Consider the following 22,629-nt stretch of genomic DNA (forward strand, 5'->3'; position numbering starts at 1 on the left):
CCATACAACAATCGGCTGAGCGGGCCAGTCAGAATTTCGGCATCGACGTGGAAATCGCGCAGGCGCGACAATGTGCCTTCCTGTCATCTTCCTGAAACACGAGTCTGATTTTGGAAGACCAGATGAACGATGGGGGCGGGCAGGACGCCTGTGAAAGACAATATGGATACCCGACACTTCCGTACTCTCTTCATTTCCGATGTGCATCTCGGCTCCAAGGCGGCGAAGGCAGACTTCCTCATCGATTTCCTTCGGTATCACGAAGCCGATACGATATTTCTCATCGGCGACATCGTCGACGGCTGGCGGCTGAAGCGGAGCTGGTACTGGCCGCAGGTCTGCAACGACGTGGTGCAGAAGCTGCTGCGCAAGGCGCGCAAGGGCACGCGAGTCGTCTATATTCCAGGCAATCACGACGAATTCCTGCGTGACTTCCCGGGCATGCATTTCGGCGGCATCGAAGTGGCTGAGCGCATGATGCACGATGGAGCCGACGGCAAGAAATATCTCATCCTTCACGGAGACGAATTCGACGTCGTCGTGCGCAACGCGCGGCTGCTCGCCTATCTCGGCGATTGGGCCTATGACATGGCGATCCGCATCAATATCGTGCTGGCCGCCATCCGGCGCCGGATGGGCATGCCCTATTGGTCATTCTCCGCCTGGGCGAAGCTGCAGGTAAAGCATGCCGTGAACTTCATCGGAGAGTTTCAGCGCGTGGTCGCCGAGGAAGCGCGCAAGAGCGGTGCTGACGGCGTCATCTGCGGCCATATCCATCATGCCGTAATCGAGGATTTGGACGGCGTGCGCTACATCAACACCGGCGACTGGGTGGAGAGCTGCACGGCGATCGCCGAGCATGAGGACGGCACGTTCGAACTCATTACCTGGCGCTCGATTATGGACTCCCAGGCCATTACGGACGCCCAAGCCATTCCTTTGGCAATCGAGCATCGCGACAGCAAGCTTGAGCCGCAGGCTGCCTGATTTTTTATTGGGAAGGCATCTAGCCGTTGCCTTCCGGCGACAGCCCTACTTATTTTCTAAAACGTTTCAGAGAGGCGATTTCTCGCCATAGTCGCGCTTAGGTTGATGTGCTAGGTGACGCACAGTTTCCTACAGGTCAACCAATGATTCCCGCCCAAAACGCCCCGACAGGTAAGGGGCCGCCGCCGCGCTTTCGGCTGCTCAGCGCCCTGTCTTACTGCGCCCCCCTGATTGTCAACGGCGTCGTTCTTCCCTTCTTTCCCGTCTGGCTCGCGGTCCACAAATTCACGGATCATGAAATTGGTGTCGTTCTGGCGGTGCCGATGGTCGTGCGCGTTCTCGTGGCGCCGATCGTTGCCATGTATGCCGACCGCATGAAGGAGCGTGCCGACGTGTTGCTCTGGTCCGGCGGACTGTCGTTGCTGACGGCGGTGGCGCTCTACTGGACGACAACGTTCTGGCCGGTGCTGATCGTCTTCACGATGCAGGGAGCGACCTTCGCGCCCTATGTGCCGGTCGTGGAGTCGATCGTCATTTCCGGCGTGCGCCGGTGGGGGCTCGACTATGGCTCGATGCGGGTCTGGGGTTCGATCGCCTTCATCGCATCGACGCTGATCGGCGGCGAAATGATCGGCCATTGGGGCGGCTCCATGGTGCTGCCGGTCATGATCTTCGGCTTCGTCGCGACGATGCTGATGGCGATCTACTGTCCGCGCATCGGGCCGACGCGACGGCGCGGCACGCCAGTCGACATACCGGCGGCGACTGGCAGTTCGCTCCGGCAGCCGCATCTTCTGGTGCTGCTTTGGGGCGTCGCGATACAGCAGTCGAGCCATGCGGTGCTCTACGCGTTTGCCTCGATCTACTGGCACCAGCTTGGTTTTTCGGGAACCGAGGTCGGCATTCTCTGGAGCGCCGGCGTCGCCTCCGAGGTTATGGTCTTCTTCGTTTCAAAGCACCTCAACCGCCGCTTCAGCGCCTGGACGCTCATCCGGATCGGCTGTGCCGTGTGCATCTGCCGCTGGATCCTGTTTCCGATGCATTGGGGCTTTGCCGGCTTCTTCTTCCTGCAGTGCTTCCACTCCTGCACGTATGCCTTTGTGCATACCGGTGTACAGCGCCGGATCGTCGCCACGGTTCAGGCAACGCAGGAATCATCCGCCCAAGGCGCCTACTTCTTCTACAACGGTATGTTGATGGGACTGATGACGCTTGCCTCGGGCTATATCTACAGCTGGCTCGGCCTCGCGAGCTACTATGTCATGGCGCTGGCCGCAGCCTTGGGCATGGCCCTCGTCTTCACGGCCTATTACCTTCAGCCCCAAAGCTCCTTCTCCGGCGGAAAGACCAGAGAGGCGGTGTAGCGCAACCCCGGCTCGCGGTCGCGGGCGAGAAGCAGCGGGCCGTCGAGATCGACGAATTCGACGTCCTGCGCCAACAGCACGGCAGGCGCCATGGCAAGCGATGTTCCGACCATGCACCCAAGCATGATCTGGAAGCCGAGGCGTTGTGCCTCGCGCTTCATCGCAAGGGCTTCCGTCAGGCCGCCGGTCTTGTCGAGCTTGATATTGATGGCGTCATAGCGGTCGCGGAGGCTGGCGAGATCGCCGGTATGATGAACGCTTTCGTCGGCGCAGACGAGAACCGGGCGCTCGATACAGGCGAGCATTTCGTCCTTGCCTGCGGGCAGCGGCTGCTCGACGAGGGCGATCTTCATTTCGGCGGAAATGCGCAGGTGATGCGTGAGCGTTTCCTCGGGCCAGCCCTCGTTGGCATCGAGCATGATGATGCTATCGGGTGCGGCGTCGCGCACGGCGCGGATCCGGCTTTCGTCGTCGCCAGTGCCGACCTTGACCTTCAGCAGCGTCCTTGCCGAATGTTCGCGCGCCTGCGCCGCCATGACCTCCGGCTCCCCGAGCGAGATCGTATAGGCGGTCGTGAGCGGCTGCAGAGAGCCGAGGCCAAGGCGTTCGGCGACGCTTTGCCCGCCAAGCTTGGCCTCCAGATCCCATATCGCGCAATCGACGGCATTTCTTGCCGCGCCAGGGGGCATGGCGCGCAGCAGGTCTTCAGTTGAAATGCCTTGCTCGATCAGCGGCCGGGCGGCTTCGATCTGTGCCGCCACGCTTTCCATCGTTTCGCCGTAGCGGCGGTAAGGGACGCATTCGCCCCAGCCACGCCTGCCGTTTTCGGTAAGAACGCAGGTAATCACCTCCGCCGAAGTCTTTGCACCGCGGGAGATCGTGAAGGTGCCTGCGATGGGAAATGAGTTCATCTCGATTTCGAGCGAGCGTGGCATAATTGCAATCCTACGAGCATGGAAATTCTAGGTGTTTTCGGTATATTAACGCGCCGGGCGCGAGCGATATGTTCGCGAGTCGGCAATGTCGCCCCAAGCCCTGAAAGACACAAGCGTTTTGAAGCCCGAGACCCGCAGCGCCGCCTCTCTGTATGTTGACGACCAAGCCAATGGTGGAGAGCGCCGCGTTCATCTCGAAGGCAATTGGCGCAGCGCCAACATCCATCTCGTCCTGCGCGACTTCGAAAAGATTTCCCACGGCAAAGGCGATCTGACGCTCGATCTGTCCCACGTCACGGATATCGATACCGCTGGCGTGTGGCTGCTGTGCCGCCTCAAGCAGCAGGGAGAGGAGGCCGGGCGGAAGGTTCGATTCGAGGGAACCAATCCACATATCGATGAGCTGATCGAAGAATTTTCCGAAAAGCCGGCGGAGCAGGAAGTCGAGGCTCCGAAGAAAACCGGCATTGCGGAGAAAATTTTCGCGCCGATCGGTGAGATGACTGTCGAGGTTTGGAATAACCTCACGGCTGCGATGTATATTCTCGGGTCCGCCGTGCGCGGCGCGCAGATGAAATTCGGGCGCGGCAGTGGCGTTTCTCCGGCTTCGATCGTCAATCAGATCGATCATATGGGTGTGCGGGCGGTGCCGATCATCCTGCTGATGTCGTATCTGATCGGCGCCATCATCGCCCAGCAGGGCGCTTTCCAGCTCCGGTATTTCGGGGCTGAGGTCTTCGTCGTTGACCTTGTCGGCATCCTCCAGCTTCGCGAAATCGGCGTGCTTTTGACGGCGATCATGATCGCCGGCCGTTCGGGCAGCGCGATCACGGCGGAAATCGGCTCCATGAAGATGCGCGAGGAAGTCGACGCGCTGAAGGTCATGGGCCTGAATCCCATAGGCGTGCTGATCTTCCCGCGGCTTGTGGCGCTGACGGTGGCGCTGCCGCTTCTGACGGTGCTTGCAAACTTCGCCTCGCTCTTCGGTGCGGCAACGGTGGCCTGGGCCTATTCCGGGATCACCTTCGCGACCTTCCTTTCGCGCCTGCACGAGGCGGTCACGTTGTCGACCGTGCTCTCCGGCATGATCAAGGCCCCGTTCATGGCGCTCGTCATCGGTATTGTCGCCGCCGTAGAAGGCCTTAAGGTCGGAGGCAGCGCCGAATCGCTCGGCCAGCACGTCACGGCTTCGGTCGTGAAGTCGATTTTTGTCGTCATCCTCATGGACGGGCTGTTTGCCATGTTCTATGCGGCCATCGATTTTTAAGGGTTCAGCGTGGACGGGCAGGTACCAGAGCCGGGCGGGAAGAAGGAGCGGGACATCGTGCTGTCAGCGCGCGACGTCACCGTTGGCTTTGGCTCGAAGATCGTGCTCGACAAGCTCAACCTCGACATCTACCGCGGTGAAATCCTAGGCTTCGTCGGTGCATCGGGCACCGGCAAATCCGTCCTCATGCGGACCATCCTCAGGCTATTGCCCCGCCAATCCGGTACGATCAAGATCCTTGGCCAGAACTTCGATGAGCTCGGCGAGGCCGAGCGGAATGCGCTGGACATGCGCCTCGGCGTACTCTTCCAGCAGGGCGCGTTGTTTTCCTCGCTGACGGTGAAGGAAAACATCCAGGTGCCGATGCGGGAATATCTGGATCTGCCGAAATCCCTGATGGACGAGCTGGCGCACCTGAAGATCCGGCTCGTCGGCCTTGCTGCGGATGCGGCGGACAAATATCCATCCGAGCTTTCCGGCGGCATGATCAAGCGCGCAGCACTGGCGCGCGCTCTGGCGCTCGACCCGGACCTGGTTTTCCTGGACGAGCCGACGTCCGGCCTCGATCCGATCGGCGCTACGGAATTCGACGAGCTGATTGCCCGCCTGCGCGATACGCTCGGACTGACCGTTTATATGGTAACCCACGACCTCGACAGCCTGTTTTCCGTCTGCGACCGTATTGCCGTGCTTGGACACAAGCGAGTAATGGTTGAGGGAACGATCGAAGATATGCTGGCCTATGACGATCCGTGGGTTCAGGCCTATTTCAAGGGTAAGCGCGCGCGCGCGATCGTACCGCAAGGAGAAAACGCAGCTGGCCGCGCCGAGAGCGCCGAACACGGCAGCGGGAAGTAAACGATGGAAACGAGAGCGAATTACACAATCGTCGGTTTTTTCACCGTTCTGGTGATCGCTGCCGCCTTCGGCTTCGTCTACTGGATGGCGGAGTATGGCCGGAGCGGTCCGATGGCGGAGCTCGTGGTTCGCATTCCGGGTTCCGCGAACGGCCTCAGCGTCGGCTCGCCGGTGCGTTTCAACGGTATTCAGGTGGGCTCCGTGACGTCGCTGTCGATCGACGCCGACGATCCGCAATATTCGCTTGCGTTCACGGAAGTGCGCGTCGACGCCCCCATCTATCCGTCCACCAAGGCAATCCTTGAAATCCAGGGCCTGACGGGAGCGGCCTATATCGAGCTCTCAGGCGGCAGGGTCGGCGAAGATAACATCCTGAAGAAGTCGCTGGAAACCGGCCAGCGCGCGGTGATCGTCGCAGACCAGTCTAGCGTGACGAACCTGCTGGCGACGGCCGACAAGATCCTCGACCGCGCAAATGACGCGATCGGCCAGATTCAGACTTTTGTCCAGGATGCCCGCCCGTCGCTCACGAAAACGCTCCAGAATGCGGAAACCTTCTCCGATGCACTGGCGAAGAATTCCGGCAATATCGATTCCTTCCTGCAGAGTGTCGGTCAGCTTTCGGAGACCGTGCGCAACGTCTCCGGCCGTGTCGATTCAACCCTTGTCGCGATCGAGGGGCTCGTGAAGGCCGTTGATGCCAAAAAGATCGATACGATCCTCACGAACGCCCAAAAGGTCAGCACCGACATCGCCAATGCGTCGGGCGATCTGAAGGGTGCTGTTCAGAGGTTCAACGAGACGGCGACGACCTTCAACGACTTCGGCAAGAAGGCGCAGACGACGCTCGACCGCGTCGATACGCTGATCGCGCAGATCGATCCCGCCAAGGTGAAGGGGTCGGTTGAGGATATCGCGCAAACGACCAAGGACGCGCGCGTTGCGGTCGCTTCCATCCGCGACGTTGCCAATACGGTGTCGGCGCACCAGAAAGATATCGACCAGACGATCCAGGACGTCTCGCAGATGGCGAACAAGCTGAACTCGGCTTCCACCCGCGTCGACGGCATCCTGATCAAGCTCGACGCGATGCTCGGCACCGACAATTCGCAGTCGCTCTTTGCGGAAGCGCGCACAACACTCGAATCCTTCAAGAAGGTGGCGGACAATCTGAATGCCCGCATCGGTCCGATCGCGGACAATCTGCAGAAATTCTCGGGCGGCGGGCTGGGCGACGTGCAGGCGCTCGTCAACGATGCCCGCCGGACGGTGCAGAATCTCAACGATGCGATCAGCAATTTCGACCGCTCTCCGCAGCGGCTCATTTTTGGCGGCGATACAGTGAAGCAATATGACGGCCGGACGCGCCGTTGACATGGATATTTAGGAAGCAGAGGTAGCATATGGGCGTATCGCATGTGTGGGCGTGCCGTGCCTTGCTGGCGAGGACCGCAATCCTTATGCCGTTGGTGGCGCTAGCAGTGACCGGCTGCGGTACAGCTGCCAAGAATGACACCTTTGATCTGTCAGCGCCTGTCAGCGGTGAGGGGCCGGCGGCCAGGCGAAGCCAAATTCTCGTGCAGGAGCCGACGGCGCTGAAGCCGCTGAACAGCGATCAGATCGTTGTCCGTGTCTCTCCTTCCGTGATCCAGTATTTGGCGCGCTCGCAGTGGAGCGACAGCCTGCCTCGCATGGTCCAGTCGAAGCTCGTCGAGGCCTACCAGAACTCGGGCAAACTCGGCGGCGTCGGCAAGCCGGGGCAGGGCCTTGCGATCGATTATCAGGTCGTCACCGAAATACGCTCCTTCGAGATCGACGCGGGCGCCGGCAACCAGGCAGTTGTTGAAATTTCGGCGATGATCCTCAATGACCGCAACGGCACCGTCCGCGCGCAGAGGGTCTTCCGTGCAGCAACGCCGGCGGGCGGCGGCTCGAGCGAAGGATATGTGAAGGCGCTCGACCGCGCATTCGCGGCGGTGACGGGGCAGATCGTTAATTGGACATTGACCTCGATCTGAGGCGGTGATGGCCTTTTTCTTTCGGCATATGCTTGAAGCCGTGCGAAATGCAGCGCTTCCGGTCATGAAAGATGGATACATTTCCGTACAGGAGCCGGTTTGACACGACGGCTTCGCGCCAGGCCCTGTCACGGATGCTCCAGAAATCCCCGGATCAAGCCGGCCACCTTTTCGGGGGCTTCCCAATGGAGGTTATGGCCGTGGCCGGGAAGGGAAACGAACTCCGCACCAACGATTGCATCTTTCATCCGGGCCTGATGCTCCTCAGTCGCGATCATGTCCTCTTCGCCCCATAGGATGAGCGTCGTCGCGGAAATATCCTGCAGAAGCGCTGACGGATCATAGGCAAGCTGCTCGTAGTAAATCGAATGCCAGATTCGTGACGGCAGTGCGGCACTCTCGCGTTTCATATGGGCGAGGAAACTCTCGTCGACCGTAACTGCCCGGAACACCATTCATGGATGAATGTGCTTTCGGGATCGATTGGATCGCGGAGCATCTGGATGTTTTCCCACAACCAGCCCCGACGTTCGCGCAACGCGGCGGAGGTCGATATCAGCACGATCTTGCGGACGAGATGGGGCCACCGCTCAGCGACCGCTTGGCCAAGCCGTCCGCCAAGCGAATGGCCGACCACGTGGGCGGGTGTGAGGCTCAAGGCCTCTATCAGCAACCGCACATTATTCGCCATCTCGGGAATCGTGTAGCAGCCCTCAGGCCGGTCGGAGTCTCCGTGGCCGCGCAGGTCCGGCGCAACGACGCGAAAGCCCGTCCCCATATACGGCGCCGTGAGGCTCCAACTTCGCGCGCTGTCCGTAAACCCGTGGAGCAGGAGGACGGGCACGGCGTTGGGGTCGCCCATCTCGAAATAGGCAAGCCGGAGCCCGCCGGGAAGCACGACGGTCCGCTTCAGTGCTGAAAAGTGCTCTTGGGAAATCAATTCAACCACACGTTCACCTTCAAGGCTGACCTGGTATTATTGACGCGACTGTGGCGATTGTTGGCGCCCGCTTTGGACATCTGCGGAGGTCAAGGTTGATCCGAATGCCCGAAGCCATCAGGCGGAACAAGTTCGGCCGCTGCGGCTTTGATGTTCATGATGAACAGGACTCTCATCGCAGCATCACTGACATTGGTCCTCTATGGCACCGCCAGTGCTCAGGAGCTTCAGCCGGACGCCATCAACAATGCTTCGATCGCCTCGATTTCGCCGGAGCGGCCGCCCAAGGCCGCGCCCCGACCAGATCCCGCCATCGTTCATCTCCAGGTTCTTCTGGACCGCGCCGGTTCATCTCCTGGGGTAATCGACGGTTTCTACGGCGAGAATGTCACCAAGGCGATTGCCGGATTTGAGGCCATGCAGAGTCTTCCGGTTGACGGAAAGCCGGACCCCGCGGTGATCGGTCGACTTTCAAACGATGGGCCTGTCATCCAGCCTTATGTCATCTCGGAAGACGATGCCAGGGGTCTCGTCGATCGCATTCCCGGAGACTACGCAAAGCAAGCCAAGATGAAGCGCCTCGGATATACAAGCGTCGCGGAGAAACTGTCCGAGCGGTTTCATATGGACATCGACCTTCTCAAGGCGCTCAATCCGGGCTCGGCATTTGCCGTCGGAGGGACTGTGCAGGTCGCGATGCCCGGCGTCGCGAGGGAGGGTAAGGTCAAGCGGATAGAAGCTCGCAGGCAAGCGGGGCAAGTCCTGGCCTTTGCTGAAGATGGCAAGCTGCTTGCCGTCTATCCCGCTACGATCGGCAGCGAAGAGACGCCTTCGCCCTCTGGCATGCACAAGGTCAAGGGCGTCGTTCGAATGCCCACCTACACCTACAACCCCAAAGTCAACTTCCAGCAAGGCAAAAACAGGAAGGTCCTAAAGCTGCCCGGTGGCCCCAACGGACCCGTCGGCAGCGTCTGGATCGATCTGACGGAGCCAACCTACGGGATCCACGGCACGCCGGAACCGTCCCTCATCGACAAGGCCGGATCGCACGGATGCGTTCGCCTGACAAACTGGGATGCGGAGGAATTGGCGGGGATGGTCAAGACCGGCGTGAAGGTCGAGTTCACCGATCACCCCATGTAAGGGCCCCGCCAAGCGGCGGGCGAGACGCCCACGGTCTTCCTGAACGCCCGGCTGAAGGCAGCCTCGGATTCGTATCCGATCTCACGGCCCACGGCGGCCACCTTCATGGAACTGTCGCCAAGAAGGCGCGCGGCAATCTGCATACGCCAGAGCGCTAGGTACTGCATCGGGGCGTGGCCGACGAGATGGGTGAAACGGGCCGCGAGGGCGGCGCGCGACATGCAGGCGCGGCTTGCCAGCTCGTTCAGCGTCCACGGATATGCGGGCTGCTCGTGGAGCATGATCAGGACCTTGCCGATTTGAGGGTCGCGCAGGCCCGAGAGCCAGCCGGTCTCATGAGCCGGAAGGTTCTCCAGATATCGGCGCATCACCTCGACGAAAATGAGTTCACTCAGTCTCATCCGGATGGAGCCGCCGCCAATCCGCGCCCGGCGCGCCTCGGCAAGAGTGAGGTCGATGAGGCTGCTCAAGAGACCTTCGCGCCCGTCGTGCGACCGCTTGATCCGCAGGAGGCGCGGCAGGGTCGAGAGCAGGGGATTGAAGGGCTGCATATCGCAGCCGAGAAAGCCGCAGACGAATTCGCAGCGCGGCTCGCCGCCGCCGCCTTCCCTGGCCACGAACGGCAGCCTGCCCGCCGCCATGGCCCGGAAAAAATCCATCGTCGCTTCGGCGTCGAATTCCGGCGGCTGGCCGGGTTCGCTGAGCATCGAATAGGGGTCGCCATGCGGCAGCACCAGCACGTCACCGGCCTCGAACGACGTGGAGGTGACGTCCGGAATGCCGGCCCAGCCGGAGCCTTTCAGGATGATGTGATAGGACACGATATGCTGGGCGCGCGGCGGGATGATGGAGGAAAACGCCCGCGCCGGCGGCACCGCCACGCCCCAGGGGAACGACCCGTCCACCAGGAAGAACAGCGCGCCCGTCAGCTTGACGGTACCCAGGACGTCCGAAAGCGGGTCGGCGCCGAACGGTCTGTCCCCGGCAGCCGGCTTCACCTCCGAAGAAGCGCCATCTGACCGCCCCGCATCGAGCATCTTGGACGATACGGCAAGCGACAAAGACGTCCGGTCATGGCCTTGGACCATGCTTAGAGAGTATCCTATCCCCGCCGGCATATCCACCGGATGTGCGGCTGCCTGAATTTCAAGGTGGAGGAAGCTATGACGACACTTGAGAAGGTGCGCGGTCCGGCCGAGATCTACGACGCCCATTTCGTGCCGGCGCTGTTTGCGCAATGGGGGCCGGTCGTCGCCGCGGAAGTCGGGGTGCGGAAAGGGGACCGCGTGCTGGACGTGGCTTGCGGTACAGGCGCCCTGACGCTGGCCTTAGCCGAGATCGCCGGCCCTTCGGGCTCGGTTGTCGGGCTCGACGCAAATCCGGAGATGCTGGCGGTTGCGCGCCGCAAGCCGGTGGCGATCGAATGGATCGAAGGAGTGGCCGAGGCACTGCCTTTGCCGGACAACAGCTTCGACGCCGTCGTCAGCCAGTTCGGCTTGATGTTCTTCGAGGACAAGCCGAAGGCGCTTGCCGAGATGATGCGGGTCCTGAAACCGGGGGGCCGTCTGGCCGTTGCGGTGTGCGATGCGGTCGAAAACTCGCCGGGATACGGCACCTTCGCGCCGTTGCTCGACAGGCTGTTCGGCAAGGAGGTGGGGGATGCGTTCCGCGCGCCCTTCAGCCTCGGCGACGCCGGGAGACTGCGTGAAATCTGCAATGGGGCGGGTATACCGGGCGCGGAGATCGTCCAGCGTAATGGAAAGGTCCGCTTCAGGTCGATTGATGCACTGGTGTCGACCGAACGCGCCTGCGTATGGACGCTCGGCGGCGTGCTGACCGACGAACAGTTCGAGCAGCTCCTCAAGGAGGCGAAAACGGCGCTCAGGCCTTTCGTGACCAGTGGCGGCACGATCGAATTCGACATGCCGTCGCTGATCATCAAGGTGCACAAATCTTAGCCTCGAACCTTGAGGACACAGCTCGCTAGGTGCGCGGCCACATGATCTCGCAAAGAGAAAGGGCCGCCTAGAGGCGGCCCTTTCTGCAGCAATCTTTCGCTTTGCTACCGTTAGCTCAGGCGGCCCGCGGCGTGGGCCAGCATCGTATAGACCTTGCCGGTATCCGAGGTCAGGTAGGACTGGGTGATGGTGCGGTCGCGATCGGTGCGGGCGACGTCGGAGAGCAGCTTCTCGAAATCGGCGATATAGCGATCGACGGCGGTCCGGAATTCCGGCTCGCGGTCGTACTTCCGCTTGATCTCATCAAAGGTCTGCTGGCCCTTCAGCGTGTAGAGGCGGCGCGTGAAGACGTCACGTTCGCCGCGCTGATAGCGGCGCCAGAGATCGACCGAGGCATCGTGATCGATGGCGCGGGCGATATCGACCGAGAGCGAATTCAACGATTCGACGACGTGCCGGGGATTACGGTTGTCGCTGGCACGCTGTGCCGGGGCGGGGGCTGGAGCAGCAGGACGGGCCGCAGGCGTTTCCTGAGCGGCTTCGTCACGCGAGGCGCCCCGCAAAAGATCGCTGATCCAGCCACCGGTTTCCTGGCGGGCAGGCGTGGCCGGCGCCGGTGCGGCGCGCTGCGGAGCGGGTGCGGCCGGGCTTGCCGGCGCGATCGTGCCGCGAAGCGTCAAGCCGTCCTCGATCGGCTGGCGGACCGGAGCCGGGGGTGGGGCCGGTTGTGGCGCCGCCGGTGCCAGACGCGGAGCGGGCTGGGCCTGGGCTGCCGCGCGTGCGACCGGCTCGGAGATTTCGAGCTGCTGCGTGGAGCGGCCAACGATCTGCGAGATGTCCTGCAGCGCCTTGATCTGCTCGGCAACGGCACGACGCATCGCGGCTGCGCTTTCCTTGGCTTCTTCCGGAAGGTCGAATGCACCGCGCTTCAGCTCGCTGCGCGTCATGTCGAGTTCCTTGCGGATCTCGCCGGCCGAGCGGCGAATTTCCTCGGTGGCGCCAGAGAAGCGGCCAATCGCCTCGTCGACGGCCTCGCGGAGCGATTCGCGGAGTTTCTGGGAGGCGCCATCTGAAGCGCGGCCCGCCTCGCCGAGCATCCGCTCGACCTCCGAGAGCGATGCCGTCAGGCCGCCGCGAAGGCGGTTCGACAACTCGTTCGAGCGGCGTTCAGCACCGCCGAAGGTTCCTTCGATAGCAGCGTTCGCCTCTTCGCCGGCCTTGGCGATGGTATTGCGCAGCGCGGCGGCGGCTTCCTCGGCCCGCTTTTCGGTCTCCGAGAGCACGCGGCCGACATCGGCGAAGGAAGATTGCACGCCCTGGCGCAGATTGCCGGCGACCTGGTTGGCGCGTTGTTCGGCGCGTTCGAAGGCGGTTTCGACCATGCCCGAGAGCGCATGCATCGTCTTCTCGATGTCTTCGGAACGCTGGACGAGGCTGACCGACAGGCTCTGGAGCGCGCCTTCGCGTTCTTCCAGTGTCGAGACCAGGTTCGACTGCGCAGCGCCGAGCAGGGTCGACGCCTGGGTGAGCACCTTCGAGTGCTCGTCGAAGCGGCTGACGATGCCGCCGACCTGCGCGAGCGTCTGACCCGATATGTTGGAGAGGCGGTCGACCTTGCCTTCGAGAAGGCGGGTGGAGGCTGATACCATTTCCGCAGCCTTGGACGCAGAGTCGGTGAAGCGCGCGGTGGTTTCACCAAGCCGTCCGTCGACGTTGGTCAGATCTTCTGCCGCGCGGTTCATCATATGCGCCATCGAGGCGCTGTTTTCGGACAGGCGCTCAATCAGCGTGTTGACGTTTGCAAGCAGGCTGCCTTCAATTGCGTTGACCGCCGTGGCCGCGCTCTCCGTACGTGCCACGATCGCATTCGCAAGTGCGGCGTTTTCGGCGCGCAGGCGCTCTGCGCTCTGCTCTGCGGCAGACGCGATGCGGGCCGCCGCTTCCTTGCCGGTTTCCGAATAGCGCTCGATGATCGGACGAGCGGTCTCGTCGATGAGGCGCGACAGCTCGGAGGAGCGGCCGGCAAGCATCGAGTTGAGTTCGCGAGTGCGTTCGTCGAGTGTCGAGCGGATGGTATTGCCACGGGCTTCCAGCGCCTTTTCGACATCCGTCAAAGTCGTGTCGATCTCGCGAGCGCGCTCTTCCAGGCCGGAGCGAATTGCGCTGCCGCGGGCTTCAAGGGCGCGATCGACTTCCGCCATCTTTGCAGCGATCTCGTCGCTGGCGGAGGAGATCGTCGTGCGGATCGCGGTACCGCGCGTTTCAAGCGACGACTGTGCGTCCGACAGGGCCTGCGAGATGGCGTTGACCTGGCCGCTGACGAGGCCCTCGGCCTCGGCGACCTTGTTGACGATCGCATTGCCCGCTTCGGAGAAAGTCTGGGCGACGGCGGCAGCCTGACTTGCAAGGCGGTTCTGTGCCTCGGAAACGCGGCTGACGATATGTTCGGAGCGCTCGTCCATGGCACGCGCGAACTCGCCGCTTCTCTGATCGAGGCCTTCGGTGAACTGCTGGCCGGTACGGGCCATCAGTTCTGCCGTGCGTGCGGCTTCGGCGTCCATGCCCTGGGCAGCGTCGGCGACGGCGGTGCGAAGCGTCGATGCGAGGCCAGCGGCCTTGCCCTCGATCGTCTGGTTCACCGCGTTGAGGCCCTGGGTCAGCGCGCGATCCATTGTGGACAGGCGTTCGTCCAGATGTTCGCCGCCGCGATGCATGGCCAGAGCAAGGTTTGCCGTCCGCTCGTCGAGCGAAGACGCGAGACTTTCGGCACGTTCGTCCATCCACGTCTTGAGGCCCGTCGTCCGATCGTCAAGTGCAGCGGTGAGATTGGCGGTGCGCTCGTCGAGCGAGGCCGTTAGATTTGCGGTGCGATCGGCAAGCGATCCGGTGAATTGTGCAGCCCGCTCGTCGAGCGATTGTGTGAGATTTGCCGCACGATCGTCCAGCGACGCCGTGAGATTTGCCGCGCGCTCGTCGACGGCGGTCGTCAGGGTTGTCGCGCTTTCGTCGATCGTTGTTGCCAGACGCGCTGTGCGCTCATCGATTGCGCTGGCGAGCGTATCGCTGGTGCTCTCCAGCACGGTGGTAACGCGCAGCGCGGCATCGTCGCCGAGTTCGCGCAACTGCGAAATGCTCTCCGTGAGCGTCCCGGACAGCCGCAGGCCTGCGGCGTCTACCTGTTCGGCGACACCACCGACGCCGTCGCGGATGCGGTTTTCGAGAGCCGTGAGCCCGGCTTCGACGCGCGAACCGGTTTCGGCAAAGCGGCTCGTCATGCCATCGATGGACTGATCGAGATGCGTGGAAAAGGTTTCTGCGGAACGCGAGATTTCGCCCGCCGCGTCCTGGAAGCGGCCGGCGATCTGGCCGACGCCTTCGCGCAGCCGCTCGTCCAGCGACTTGGCGCTGTTGTCGATTGTCTGGCGGAGCGAAGCTTCGTGATCTTCCAGCGACATTTCGAGCATGCTGGCGCTTGCCGCGACGGAGGCGCTGATGGTCATCGCCTGGTCGGACAGCGTGTCACGGATCTGAGCATGCGCTTCGTTGAGCGAAAGGTTGATCGCGTTCGAACGGTCATCGAGCGTTGCGCGGATGCGCTCGTGGGCGGAGGCAAGGCCGCCGTCGAGGCGGTCGGCTGCTTCGCTGGTCAGCGTTTCCATCCGCGCAGCCGCTTCGCCCGTCAACGTCTCCAGCCGGTCGCTGTTGCGCGTGAGCGTGAAGGAAAGCGCTTCCGCGTGCTGGCCGAGCGAACGTTCGAGCCTGTCCTGATTTTCCGTATACGCGCTGCGGATCGCGTCTGTCTTGTCGGTGAAGGCGCCGGCAACCCGTGCCTCGACGCCCGCAACCGTGTCGAGGATCGCGTTGGTGCGCGCCTCAAGCGCATTGTCGAAGCGGCTCTGGCTGTCGTCGAGCGAGATGGCAAGCGCCATCGTCTTTTCATCGAGGGCGTCGGTCAGGCGGTCGTGGTTGCTGGACAGGGCGTCGACGAGCGCATTGCTGCGCTCGACCATGACGCCATCGATGCGCTCATGGGCAGAATCCAGCGCCTGCGTAATCGCTGCGGCGCGCTGGGAGATCACGTCGTTGAGCTCGTCGGCGCGGCCGAATGCCGAGGTGATCTGCTCCGTGCCGGCGGATACCGCAGCGGTGAGATCGGACGTCGTCGAAAGGAGGGTTTCACGGAATTCCGTGGAACGTGCGGCGAGATTGTTGTGCAGTTCGGACGTGCCGGTGGCAAGCGTCAGCGAAATATCGCCGGTGGCGTTCTGCAGCGCGGAGGACAGTTCGCGGGTGCGGCTCGAAAGGTTCGCCTGTAGTTCGCCGGTGCCGGATGCGAGAGCCTCGGAGAGGTCTCCCTTGGCGTTTTGCAGCGCGGACGTCAGTTCGCTGGTACGGCTCGAGAGATTCGTCTGTAGTTCGGACGTGCCGGATGCCAGGGCTCCGGAAATTTCCTCTCTGGCGCTCTGCAGCGCAAAGGTCAGTTCGCTGGTGCGGCCCGAAAGGCTGCCATGCAGCTCGGAAACGCCGGAGGTCAGCGCCTCGGAGATATCGCCGGTCGCCGCCCGCAGGGCTGTGGTGATCTCGCCGGTGCGCGTGGAGAGCGCCTCGGAGATCTCGTTGACCCTGTTGCCGAGCGCGCCTTCGAGAACTTCCTGGCTGGTGCTCAGCGCCGTTGCCAAAGCGAAGGATTGATCGGTGATCGAAGCGCCAAGCCGCTCGATGCTGGAATTGAGGATGCCGTCGATCGACTCCGATCCGCCTGCGAGCGTCTCGTTGATACGGGCGAGGCTTTCCATCAGCTTGGCATCGAGAGAACCGGTGCGCTTATCGAAGGCGTTCGTAAATTCCGCCACCCGCTCGTCGAACGCCGTCGACATCTGGCCAACGGTTGCCTGCAGACGCTCGTCGAAGAAGCCGGAGCGCAGGTCGAGGTCCATGATCGCCTCATCGGCAGTGGACTGCAGGCTCTGACGGAAGCTTGCACCTTTTTCGTCGAGTGTGGCGTTGAGCTTGGCGAGCACGTCGTCAAGCGCCCCGGTGATGTCGCGTTCACCGCCGGTCAAGCTGTCGTTGATTTCGCGGGTGCGGGCAATCAGGATGTCGTTGAGTTGGCGGGCGCGCTCGTTCAAGGCCGCATTCAGCTTCTCGGCGGTGCTGTCCATCGTGGAGGCGCGGGTTTGGAACTGGCCAATCAGCTTTTCACCATGCGCGCTAAGGCTGGTTGTGAGCGATTCCAGGCGCGTGTCGAATTCATGAGCCAGCGCAAAACCGGACGAGGTCAGTGTCTGCAGCAGCGAATCGGTCTTGGCCGCGAGAAGCGTCCCGAGCGACTGGATCGCCGTTTCCGACTTCTCGGTCAGCGTTGCAGCGCGCGTGTCGATCATCGAGGCGAAGGCCTCGCCGGAGGTCGCCAGCCGGACGGCGATTTCCTCCGTGGCAAGCGAGAGGTCCTCCTTCAGTTGATCGTGGACGCCGACGATCGAGCTGCGAATGCGTTCCGCATGGTTGATGATGGATTCACGCTCGGAGCCGAGTTCGTGCACCAGGCCGCGCACGCGCAGCTCGTTATCGGCATAGCTGCGCTCAAGTGCGTTCACCTCGGAATGAACCAGCGTCTCGAGCTCGGAGGCGCGCGCGATCGTACGCTCGATGCCTTCGTTCATGGCGGAGACTTCGCGGCGAACGGCCTGGCCCACGGTCATGATGCGCTCGGAAGCGATGGTTTCCGGTTCGGAAAGGCGAAGAGCGACTTCCGCCATCGAGCGGGCCGCATTGCGCATGTCCTGGGCACGCGAAATCATGATCGCAAAAGCGTAGAACAGAAGGACCGGCACGACGATGCCGACGATCCCGGCAACGACGCCGGGCAACGCCACGAGATCGGAGAGCGAACGGACCTGCCAGATCTGCGGGGAGTAGAGCAGGGCGATCAGACCGAGACCGCCGACGATCCAAAGCAGCGAGACGAGCGTCGCGTTGCGGACGGCCGGACGCGTCGAGCCGCCGTCCAGCGATTTCAGGATGGTGGCGGCGGTCATGCGGTTGGCGTCGTTTGCCGGCTCCAACGCCGGCGAACGTGGCGCAGGCGGCTCGGGGGGCCGGGCGCCGCGGCCAGGGCGGCGCGGGCTCTGCTCGGACTGATCGCTGCGGGCAGATGGCGTGTCCGATGCTTTGGCTGCCGGAGGGTTGGGCGTTTTGCCGCCGCGAGGCGGTGCGCTTTGCTGGCTGAAGTCGATTTGGAGTGCTTCGTCCAGTGCCTGGAACGCCTTGTCCTCGATCGACTCGCTATATTTATTGTTCGCCATTCGGTTACGCCTCGTTACATCTCAGCCGGTTCAGCCGCATTTCCGGACAGCGCCGCGCCCGGATCTAACCTTTGCCTCTGACGCTTTCCACCCCCCACCGAGGCACGGATAAGCATGTCATTTCAGAGTAGATAGCCGCTTTTGCAAACGGACGGTATCAAAACATTACCACTATCCACTTAGGCCGCAAAGGCACGTACCAGAAACTTACTATACGAGTATCGTAGTGACACATCCGGCCTGCTGAGACAATTAACGAACCCTTGCCAAGCGCTACTCGTTAACATGTTGTTAACATCATTTAACGTTAGGAGAGGCGGAAAATCCGATAATTTCAGCATGTTTAACGGCCGTTAACCATAGCGCGAGAATTCCCTCCGAACTGTCCCGAAATTTAACGCGACTGCCATTCTCCCAACGCAGCATGGCTTTAAAGGCGGCGTCGGAAACAGGAGAATTTGCACATGGCAGCAGTCAGTATCGCGTTCGAGGCGCCGGATAATTCCACGGGGCCATGCCCTTCAAAAGGCCGTCCGATAGACCTTGTTCATCTGGCGAAGCAGACGATGGGCGACAAGGCCCTGGAAGCCGAGGTCCTGCAGATGTTTGCGCGGCAGGCTCGCGCTTGCCTGCAGAAGCTGTCTTCAGGCGACACGAAGAGCATGGCAGCCGTAGCCCATCGTTTGAAAGGCGCAGCGAGCTCGGTCGGTGCCTTCCGGGTGTCTGCTGCGGCGGACAAGCTCGAGGCCGATTGCAGCGATGCGGCCAACATGGCCGCGGTCGGGGCCGCCATCGTGGAGGCTGAAAACTTCATTCTGAAACTCAGCCGCTAGGTCCTGACCTATAGAGCTGAGAATTGTCGGGCGCTCTGTCCGCCGCTCCATGCCGGAGCGGCGGTCTTTTTGTGACCAGCTGCATGGCGCAAACGGAAAAGCCTGTCGTTTTTAAATGTGGAATTAAACCGTGAAGGCGGTCGATGTTGACTGCCTATCAGATTTGTTGGAAGAAAAATTCTGATCCTCCCCTCTACGTTTACCGGAAAACAACATGCCCAAACTGACTATCGTCGCCTTTGACGGCACGCGCTTCGAGCTGGATGCTGACCAAGGCTCCACCGTGATGGAAAATGCCGTGCGTAACTCGGTGCCGGGCATCGAAGCGGAATGCGGCGGCGCATGCGCCTGCGCGACCTGCCACGTTTACGTCGACGATGAGTGGACGGATCGCGTTGGCCCGCCGGAACCGATGGAAGAGGATATGCTCGACTTCGCCTTTGACGTCCGTCCGAGCTCGCGGCTTTCCTGTCAGATCCGGATGAAGGCGGCTCTCGACGGGCTGACCGTGCACGTGCCCGAGCGGCAGGCCTGATCGGCTTCAAAAAGAAGCCTCGCACGCCAGACGGACGAGCGAGGCGAGGCGGGCGCATAACCAATCGGACGAGGGAGGACCGCCCGCGGCTTACAACGCGCCAGGAGAACCAATACGAAAGATCAGGCGTACCCCGTCTAAACTTTCGTATGTGTTCATATTAGCGCGTGGCGGCTGAGTCGCATATCCCATTATGCCGAGAGGCTGTGGAGGACGTGGGCTTTTTTTACACAGGGTTGCTTGTATAGCACACAGTTCCGAGCGGCCCTTGCCCGAAATTTGGCTAATTCCTGCGCGCCGACGCATTGATTCGGTTGCTGAGCAGACGCATCATCCGGCGCTCAAAATTGACGGCCTCGACGCGGTCGAATTGCGCCTGCAACCTGTCGTGCTCTTCTATTCCGCGGCCGGATTCCTCCGAGACCAGCTCCTGCATGGCCTCGCAGCTGCGCTGGGCGGGCAGCGAACGGATCCTTTGCTCCATGCGGCGTGCCATCGTTCGGGCGATTTCCGCGTGACGCTCCTCGTGTCTCTTGATGTCGCTTGAGAGCGCATCCCAGACCATCGACAGTTCCTTGCTTGCGCCCCGGCGGTTTCGCCAGCGTGGCAGGATGATCTGCGTGTGAACGACGACTTTCGCGCTGGCGAGGCGGCAGCGGCCGTTCTTCTGGACGTAGCTTGCCTCGCCGCTGAAGCGGATTTTGGTGGCGCCTGGATGACGGGCCGACGAGCCGCTTGCGGTTGGTCCGCGCCGGCTCAGTTCGTCATCGAGCTGGCCTGCCGTTCTTCCACGGATATCGAAGTAGGAATAAGTCTTAGTCGCAATGACTTCGGCCGCGGCTTGGCTGCAGAGCGCAAGCGTCATGGAAAAAGCAAGCACGAGACGCATATAACGCGAAGCAGAAGGCATTCTTGACGCTACCCGTGTTGAAGTTTGACCGAGCTTGGGGCATAGGCACCCCAAGCGCAATACAGAGCTTAGGCTTTTTTGATCAGTGGGATAACCCCCGTGAGACAGCTTCAAAGCAGTTTCTGGCGGCTGGCACACGGCCGCGAAATAGAACTCGGACCGCGTGGCGTTATCATGGCGATCATCAACGTAACGCCGGATTCCTTTTCCGATGGCGGACGTTATGAAAGCGTCGATGCCGCCGTTGCGCATGCCCTCCAGGCTGTCGCAGACGGGGCGGAGATCATCGACGTCGGTGGGGAGTCGACGCGTCCGGGCGCTGCCTCGGTCAGCCCTTCGGAAGAGCAGGCGCGCGTGCTGCCGGTGATCGAGGCGCTGCGCGGCAGAAGCGACGCACTGATTTCGGTTGATACCTACCGGGCGGAGACGGCGCGGCTTGCGGTCGGGGTCGGCGCGCATATCATCAACGACGTCTTCGGATTGCAGAAGGATGCGGCGATCGCGAAGGTTTCGGCCGATACCGGCGCCGGGCTCTGCCTCATGCATACGGGCCGGGAACGCGAGAAGCTTCCCGACGTGATTGCCGACCAGCATCATTTTCTCGCTCGCTCTCTGGAGATCGCGGCGGAAGCCGGCGTTTCGCGTGAGCGGATCGTGCTCGATCCTGGGTTCGGCTTTGCCAAGGATGCCGATGAGAACCTGGAGCTGATGGCAAGATTTTCCGAGCTGCACCGTTTCGGATTGCCGCTCATCGCCGGGACCTCGCGCAAACGCTTCATAGGCACGGTGACAGGGCACGACGCGGCTGAGCGCGATGTTGCGACGGCAGCGACAAGTGCGCTTTTGCGGTTGCAGGGCGCAGCGGTTTTCCGGGTGCACAATGTCGCAATCAACAGGGACGCACTGGTCATGGCGGATGCTATGCTGGCTGCGCGCAGGAATTTCGAGCGGGGAGAAGGCTGAATGGGCATGCAATATACAATCACGCTGCAAAATTGCGCCTTCTTCGCGCGTCACGGCGTGCACGACGAAGAGGAGTTCCTCGGCCAGCGATTCTTCGTGGATGCCGAGCTCGATGTCATTGCGGGGGACGCTCTCGAAAGCGACTCGATCGACGATACCGTGAATTACGGAGTCGCCTTCGCAGTCATCGAGGAGATCGTGACAGGCAGGCGCCGTTATCTGATCGAATCGCTGGCACTCGATATCGCCAAGGGCCTTTGCGACAAGTTCCACCAGATCACGCGCGCCAAGATTACGGTGCGCAAGCCGAATGCGCCGGTGCCAGGCGTTCTCGATTTCGTACAGGTGAGCATTGAACACTTTGCCGGCCGTTGATGTGAGGTCCGCGACGCTTGGGCTGGGCGGCAATCTCGGCGATCCCGTGAAATCAATGGCTGCCGCGTTGCGGCTGCTCGACGCGCGTGATGATTGCCGCGTCGTCGCGGTTTCGCTGCTCTATCGCACGCCGCCCTGGGGCAAGACGGACCAATCCTTCTTCTTCAATGCATGCGCGGCGCTTGACACGCGGCTCGAACCGGAGGCGCTGCTCGACGTTTGTCTCGGTATCGAGCGAGACATGAAACGCGAGCGCATCGAGCGCTGGGGGCCGCGCACGCTCGACATCGATCTGCTGACTTTCGGCAATCTGGAGCAGGAGGCGCCGCGACTGGAGCTGCCGCATCCGCGCATGACCGACCGCGGGTTCGTTCTCACGCCGCTTGCCGATATAGCGCCGGGCCTCATCGTCAAGGGTCGGACGGTGGCAGACTGGCTTTCCGACGCGGATATCCAGGGCATCGAGGTTGCCGATGCCGACCGCGACTGGTGGCGCAGCAGCTGACAAAAAGAGCGGCGGAGAACCGCCGCTTCATGTTCCCGTATGACCGTATTTCTTACTGAACGGAGCCGACGGTCATTTCATCGACCTGGCGGGTCAGCGTGAGGCCGATGACCGGGATCATGCGGTCGTCGACCTTGACGGACACGGTCACGTTCATCGTCTTGTCGTCGCGGACGCGTGCGATCATCGCGCCGTTCAGCTTGGCGCGGTTCAAGCCGACGACGACCGTATCCTGTGTGACGGTTCCCGAGACCACGTCGAGACCCTTGCCGGCGGCACCATCGAGGAACTTGCCCTTATAGCTGCTACCCGCTTGCGCGATCACGGCTGTCATCGGCTGCTTGAATACGCCCACGCGGCAGGACCCATCCAGCTTGATGCCCGTCCCGCCGTCGTTCACGGCCGAGCCGATCAGATTGCAGCTGAATTTCGTGCCCTTGTATTTGCCGGCGACGATTTCGCCCGGACCCCGCCAAGTGCCCGCTACAGATTCGAAGAAAGCCTTGTCGCGTGTCGCGGCGCTGGCAGCCGTCGTACCATCTGCCATTGGAAACAAGGCCGCGGCGGCGAGCCCGCATACGAAGAGAAACTTGCGCGAATACATGGATTTTCCTTGGCAACCACCACCCGTTCGTAGCTCGGAGTTTTGCCGAATAATGGTTAATGCTTAGTTTCCAATGTGCCGAAATGCACTGGAAGTAAAGGAGTTTTGAAATACCGCAGGATTCAATTT

Annotated in this window: 18 protein-coding genes and 1 pseudogene; 13 read left to right on the forward strand and 6 right to left on the reverse strand. The window is 61.9% G+C overall.

Annotated elements, in window-relative coordinates; all coding sequences use genetic code 11:
• Positions 1 to 129: 129 nt before the first annotated feature.
• Both ACPYOJ_RS03055 and ACPYOJ_RS03060 read left to right on the forward strand, forming a co-directional pair.
• The gene (locus tag ACPYOJ_RS03055; protein ID WP_481414934.1) at positions 130 to 987 is read left to right on the forward strand and encodes a UDP-2,3-diacylglucosamine diphosphatase; all 858 of its coding nucleotides are present in this window, start codon (positions 130 to 132) and stop codon (positions 985 to 987) included.
• 143 nt (positions 988 to 1,130) lie between these two features.
• Positions 1,131 to 2,351, forward strand: a complete 1,221-nt coding sequence (locus tag ACPYOJ_RS03060; protein WP_481414935.1) for an MFS transporter — start codon at positions 1,131 to 1,133, stop codon at positions 2,349 to 2,351.
• Here the strand turns inward: ACPYOJ_RS03060 and dgcA are convergent.
• Positions 2,303 to 3,286, reverse strand: a complete 984-nt coding sequence (gene dgcA / locus ACPYOJ_RS03065) for an N-acetyl-D-Glu racemase DgcA (RefSeq protein ID WP_481414936.1) — start codon at positions 3,284 to 3,286, stop codon at positions 2,303 to 2,305. The two genes, ACPYOJ_RS03060 and dgcA, sit on opposite strands and share 49 nt — an antisense overlap.
• A gap of 100 nt (positions 3,287 to 3,386) precedes the next feature.
• On the opposite strand from dgcA, the gene ACPYOJ_RS03070 reads away from it, so the two are divergent.
• From ACPYOJ_RS03070 to ACPYOJ_RS03085, 4 genes are read left to right on the forward strand one after another with little or no spacing between them, the layout of a single operon-like run.
• Positions 3,387 to 4,553 carry an MlaE family lipid ABC transporter permease subunit gene (locus ACPYOJ_RS03070; protein ID WP_481415000.1) on the forward strand — a complete coding sequence of 389 codons (1,167 nt, stop codon included), beginning with the start codon at positions 3,387 to 3,389 and terminating at the stop codon, positions 4,551 to 4,553.
• 9 nt (positions 4,554 to 4,562) lie between these two features.
• Positions 4,563 to 5,411: an ABC transporter ATP-binding protein gene (locus tag ACPYOJ_RS03075; RefSeq protein ID WP_168831101.1), complete on the forward strand. Its 849-nt coding sequence runs from the start codon at positions 4,563 to 4,565 to the stop codon at positions 5,409 to 5,411.
• A gap of 3 nt (positions 5,412 to 5,414) precedes the next feature.
• Positions 5,415 to 6,785: an MlaD family protein gene (locus ACPYOJ_RS03080; RefSeq protein WP_481414937.1), complete on the forward strand. Its 1,371-nt coding sequence runs from the start codon at positions 5,415 to 5,417 to the stop codon at positions 6,783 to 6,785.
• 29 nt (positions 6,786 to 6,814) lie between these two features.
• Positions 6,815 to 7,429 carry an ABC-type transport auxiliary lipoprotein family protein gene (locus ACPYOJ_RS03085; protein WP_168831103.1) on the forward strand — a complete coding sequence of 205 codons (615 nt, stop codon included), beginning with the start codon at positions 6,815 to 6,817 and terminating at the stop codon, positions 7,427 to 7,429.
• A gap of 128 nt (positions 7,430 to 7,557) precedes the next feature.
• Here the strand turns inward: ACPYOJ_RS03085 and ACPYOJ_RS03090 are convergent.
• A pseudogene (locus ACPYOJ_RS03090) lies at positions 7,558 to 8,378 on the reverse strand (alpha/beta fold hydrolase).
• 141 nt (positions 8,379 to 8,519) lie between these two features.
• Between ACPYOJ_RS03090 and ACPYOJ_RS03095 the strand changes: the two are divergent.
• Positions 8,520 to 9,512 (forward strand): L,D-transpeptidase family protein, encoded by a 993-nt coding sequence (locus ACPYOJ_RS03095; RefSeq protein WP_481414938.1) that lies wholly within the window; start codon positions 8,520 to 8,522, stop codon positions 9,510 to 9,512.
• Here the strand turns inward: ACPYOJ_RS03095 and ACPYOJ_RS03100 are convergent.
• Positions 9,500 to 10,600 carry an AraC family transcriptional regulator gene (locus tag ACPYOJ_RS03100; RefSeq protein WP_481414939.1) on the reverse strand — a complete coding sequence of 367 codons (1,101 nt, stop codon included), beginning with the start codon at positions 10,598 to 10,600 and terminating at the stop codon, positions 9,500 to 9,502. The genes ACPYOJ_RS03095 and ACPYOJ_RS03100 overlap by 13 nt on opposite strands.
• A 75-nt stretch (positions 10,601 to 10,675) precedes the next feature.
• Between ACPYOJ_RS03100 and ACPYOJ_RS03105 the strand changes: the two genes are divergently transcribed.
• Complete coding sequence (locus tag ACPYOJ_RS03105) at positions 10,676 to 11,470, forward strand: class I SAM-dependent methyltransferase (RefSeq protein WP_481414940.1); 795 nt, start codon at positions 10,676 to 10,678, stop codon at positions 11,468 to 11,470.
• 110 nt (positions 11,471 to 11,580) lie between these two features.
• Here ACPYOJ_RS03105 and ACPYOJ_RS03110 read toward each other — a convergent pair whose 3' ends face one another.
• Positions 11,581 to 17,775: an apolipoprotein A-IV repeat region-like domain-containing protein gene (locus ACPYOJ_RS03110; RefSeq protein WP_481414941.1), complete on the reverse strand. Its 6,195-nt coding sequence runs from the start codon at positions 17,773 to 17,775 to the stop codon at positions 11,581 to 11,583.
• A 464-nt stretch (positions 17,776 to 18,239) separates the two neighbouring features.
• Here ACPYOJ_RS03110 and ACPYOJ_RS03115 point away from each other — a divergent pair, with 464 nt between their 5' ends.
• Together ACPYOJ_RS03115 and ACPYOJ_RS03120 are read left to right on the forward strand one after the other, a co-directional pair.
• Positions 18,240 to 18,608 carry an Hpt domain-containing protein gene (locus ACPYOJ_RS03115; protein WP_481414942.1) on the forward strand — a complete coding sequence of 123 codons (369 nt, stop codon included), beginning with the start codon at positions 18,240 to 18,242 and terminating at the stop codon, positions 18,606 to 18,608.
• 214 nt (positions 18,609 to 18,822) lie between these two features.
• Complete coding sequence (locus ACPYOJ_RS03120) at positions 18,823 to 19,143, forward strand: 2Fe-2S iron-sulfur cluster-binding protein (protein WP_168831108.1); 321 nt, start codon at positions 18,823 to 18,825, stop codon at positions 19,141 to 19,143.
• A gap of 283 nt (positions 19,144 to 19,426) precedes the next feature.
• Here the strand turns inward: ACPYOJ_RS03120 and ACPYOJ_RS03125 are convergent, their stop codons facing one another.
• A complete protein-coding gene (locus ACPYOJ_RS03125; protein WP_481414943.1) occupies positions 19,427 to 20,053 on the reverse strand; it encodes a DUF922 domain-containing Zn-dependent protease in 627 nt (208 codons plus the stop codon).
• Positions 20,054 to 20,152: 99 nt separating this feature from the next.
• Here ACPYOJ_RS03125 and folP point away from each other — a divergent pair, with 99 nt between their 5' ends.
• The 3 genes from folP to folK are packed head-to-tail and all read left to right on the forward strand — an operon-like array spanning position 20,153 to position 21,896.
• The gene (folP, locus tag ACPYOJ_RS03130) at positions 20,153 to 21,016 is read left to right on the forward strand and encodes a dihydropteroate synthase (protein ID WP_481414944.1); all 864 of its coding nucleotides are present in this window, start codon (positions 20,153 to 20,155) and stop codon (positions 21,014 to 21,016) included.
• Entirely contained in the window at positions 21,017 to 21,391 is a 375-nt protein-coding gene (gene folB, locus ACPYOJ_RS03135) for a dihydroneopterin aldolase (protein ID WP_168831111.1), read from the forward strand.
• 1 nt (position 21,392) lies between these two features.
• Positions 21,393 to 21,896 carry a 2-amino-4-hydroxy-6-hydroxymethyldihydropteridine diphosphokinase gene (gene folK, locus ACPYOJ_RS03140; RefSeq protein WP_481414945.1) on the forward strand — a complete coding sequence of 168 codons (504 nt, stop codon included), beginning with the start codon at positions 21,393 to 21,395 and terminating at the stop codon, positions 21,894 to 21,896.
• A gap of 52 nt (positions 21,897 to 21,948) precedes the next feature.
• Here folK and ACPYOJ_RS03145 read toward each other — a convergent pair whose 3' ends face one another.
• Positions 21,949 to 22,500, reverse strand: coding sequence for a hypothetical protein (locus ACPYOJ_RS03145; RefSeq protein WP_481414946.1), 552 nt, complete (start codon positions 22,498 to 22,500; stop codon positions 21,949 to 21,951).
• Between the last annotated feature and the right edge of the window lie 129 nt (positions 22,501 to 22,629).

It is taken from the genome of Rhizobium sp. SVR5-9E, assembly GCF_056755095.1.

Coding starts and splice junctions, on each gene's coding strand:
- ACPYOJ_RS03120 (WP_168831108.1), top strand. CDS start 18,823: ATGCCCAAACTGACTATCGTCGCCTTTGACGGCACGCGCTTCGAGCTG.
- folB (WP_168831111.1), top strand. CDS start 21,017: ATGGGCATGCAATATACAATCACGCTGCAAAATTGCGCCTTCTTCGCG.
- ACPYOJ_RS03060 (WP_481414935.1), top strand. CDS start 1,131: ATGATTCCCGCCCAAAACGCCCCGACAGGTAAGGGGCCGCCGCCGCGC.
- dgcA (WP_481414936.1), bottom strand. CDS start 3,286: ATGCCACGCTCGCTCGAAATCGAGATGAACTCATTTCCCATCGCAGGC.
- ACPYOJ_RS03055 (WP_481414934.1), top strand. CDS start 130: ATGGGGGCGGGCAGGACGCCTGTGAAAGACAATATGGATACCCGACAC.
- ACPYOJ_RS03110 (WP_481414941.1), bottom strand. CDS start 17,775: ATGGCGAACAATAAATATAGCGAGTCGATCGAGGACAAGGCGTTCCAG.
- ACPYOJ_RS03145 (WP_481414946.1), bottom strand. CDS start 22,500: ATGTATTCGCGCAAGTTTCTCTTCGTATGCGGGCTCGCCGCCGCGGCC.
- ACPYOJ_RS03080 (WP_481414937.1), top strand. CDS start 5,415: ATGGAAACGAGAGCGAATTACACAATCGTCGGTTTTTTCACCGTTCTG.
- ACPYOJ_RS03100 (WP_481414939.1), bottom strand. CDS start 10,600: ATGGTCCAAGGCCATGACCGGACGTCTTTGTCGCTTGCCGTATCGTCC.
- ACPYOJ_RS03085 (WP_168831103.1), top strand. CDS start 6,815: ATGGGCGTATCGCATGTGTGGGCGTGCCGTGCCTTGCTGGCGAGGACC.
- ACPYOJ_RS03105 (WP_481414940.1), top strand. CDS start 10,676: ATGACGACACTTGAGAAGGTGCGCGGTCCGGCCGAGATCTACGACGCC.
- ACPYOJ_RS03095 (WP_481414938.1), top strand. CDS start 8,520: ATGTTCATGATGAACAGGACTCTCATCGCAGCATCACTGACATTGGTC.
- ACPYOJ_RS03125 (WP_481414943.1), bottom strand. CDS start 20,053: ATGCCTTCTGCTTCGCGTTATATGCGTCTCGTGCTTGCTTTTTCCATG.
- ACPYOJ_RS03115 (WP_481414942.1), top strand. CDS start 18,240: ATGGCAGCAGTCAGTATCGCGTTCGAGGCGCCGGATAATTCCACGGGG.